Genomic DNA, 2,060 nt, shown 5'->3' with positions numbered 1-2,060 from the left:
GTATTTCCCAGTGGGGATATGGAGGTAATCTTTAATCTGGGGAATGGCAGTTGGGAATCGCTTGTAAACAATGCTTTTAAGAAAACACCGAAAATTGAACTTTGGGGGCAGATTACAAAACCGCTTGCTATCCGATCGGTAGGTAAACATACTATGCTCGGGATCAAATTTTATACACACTCGGCATCGTACTTTTTTAATGATCAGATGGGGATTTTTAACGACTCAATTACGGATCTTCGGCATGTGATCGGAGGAAGTGCAGATGTGCTCCATCAAAAACTATTGGAAACCGAGGGCGAACAAAAAAGGATCGATCTTTTAGAGGCATTTTTGTTGAAAAGACTGATCAGTCATGAAAAGAAATCCTTTCATATCAATAAGGTAGCCGATATCTTAAATAGTATCGTAAAAGATGCTTCGGGAAGCAATATTACCTATATCGCATCAAGGCATAATATCACTACGCGTTATCTGCAACGGTTACTGCATCAGCATACCGGGCTTTCGCCAAAATCTTACGATAAAATTAACCGTTTTCAGCAGAGTTTAAAGATGATTTCAAAAAATGAAGAGCCATTTACCAATATTGCTTATGCCTGCGGATATTTTGATCAATCACATTTTATAAGAGACTTCAAATCCTTTACCGGACTCACTCCTTCGAGTTACCTGGATAACCTTACTCCGGTAAACCAGCTGCTTTTTCCATAAATTTTATTTTGTTCGGATTTGTACAATCCGTTGATTTTTAAGGGCTATATCTTTGATGTATAATCAATTAAAATAAGGATATAGCTTATGAATTCTTTTGAAACATTTAAACATCTGCACAAAAATACCACCCCACTTTTAATTGGGAATGTATGGGATGTGAAAAGTGCAGAAATCTTTCAAACCAATGGTTTTAGGGCCATTGGCATTTCCAGTCAGGCCATTTCGAATGCCTTGGGTTACCCAGATGGAGAAAACCTGCCCTTTGATGAGTTGCTCCGTATAACAAAGCGCATTACCGACGTGGTTGATATTCCACTTACCGTTGATATGGAGGCTGGGTATAGCCGCGACCTGCAAGGCATTTTAGAAAATGTAGAAAAACTACACGATTGTGGCGCAGTGGGGATTAACCTCGAAGATACTTTACCGGGCGAAAAGAGAAGTTTGGTGCCAGCAGCTTCGTTTGCCGAAACAGTGGCTACAATAGCAGGGCATATCAAGAGAAATAAACTGAATATCTTTCTGAATATCAGAACGGATGCTTTTCTACTGGGATTGCCAAACGCTTTAGCGGAAACTAAAAAACGCATCAAATTTTATCAGAAAGCTGGGGCAGATGGGATTTTTGTGCCTTGTGTTACCGATAGTAATGATATTGCAGCTATAGTTCAATCTACTGCACTTCCCATCAATGTAATGTGCATGCCCGATCTTCCAGGATTTAAAGCCTTGGAATCGCTAGGGGTTAAGCGTATTAGTATGGGTGGTTTTTTCTTCAACAGAATATATGATCATGCAGGTCAGCTCGCCAGAAAAATATTGGCTGAACAAGAATTTTCGGCCATTTTTTATTAAAACATGGTTAAACATTTAAAATTAAAGACATGAATTTACCAAAAAGAGCAGAAGATGCTCATTCAGCACTAGCTGCTGCATTTAACACAGGAGATATAGCTACCGTACTTAATATGTACGATTCATCTGGCATTATTGTTCCCGAACCTGGGAAACCTGTATCGGGCAAAGCACAATTTGAAGAAGCCATTAAAGCCATTCTTGCCATTAAGGGCACAATGGAAATTAAAACGGTGTACTGTATGCAAACGGGAAATCTCGCTATAGGAAGGTCGGAATGGAATATCACCGATGGCGAAGAAGTGAAAGTTAGCGCAAAAGGCATCGAACTAATGAAGCAAAGCGAAGATGGCACTTGGAAAATCGTTATTGACCATGCTTTTGGAGCAGAGTGAGATCTGATCGCTTAGGCTACAAATAATGCAAAGAATCGTCATTTCGAGCGGGGCTGCGCCACAGCCGAGATGACGATCCTCAGCGTTTATTCC

The 2,060-nt window shown here is 40.2% G+C and carries 3 protein-coding genes; all 3 read left to right on the top strand.

Annotated elements, in window-relative coordinates:
* On the top strand, positions 1–714 hold a 714-nt coding region (locus AC1DPQ_RS26130; RefSeq protein ID WP_477611348.1), incomplete at its 5' end, for a helix-turn-helix domain-containing protein.
* 87 nt (positions 715–801) lie between these two features.
* Positions 802–1,572: an isocitrate lyase/PEP mutase family protein gene (locus tag AC1DPQ_RS26125; protein WP_477611347.1), complete on the top strand. Its 771-nt coding sequence runs from the start codon at positions 802–804 to the stop codon at positions 1,570–1,572.
* A gap of 29 nt (positions 1,573–1,601) precedes the next feature.
* A complete protein-coding gene (locus tag AC1DPQ_RS26120; protein WP_477583544.1) occupies positions 1,602–1,967 on the top strand; it encodes a YybH family protein in 366 nt (121 codons plus the stop codon).
* The last annotated feature ends 93 nt before the right edge of the window (positions 1,968–2,060 follow it).

This window comes from Pedobacter sp. 01T416_2 (assembly GCF_056398925.1).
The sequence above is the reverse complement of the archived record's forward strand: the minus strand, read 5'-3'. Positions and strand labels throughout refer to the sequence as shown.

Coding starts and splice junctions, on each gene's coding strand:
- AC1DPQ_RS26120 (WP_477583544.1), top strand. CDS start 1,602: ATGAATTTACCAAAAAGAGCAGAAGATGCTCATTCAGCACTAGCTGCT.
- AC1DPQ_RS26125 (WP_477611347.1), top strand. CDS start 802: ATGAATTCTTTTGAAACATTTAAACATCTGCACAAAAATACCACCCCA.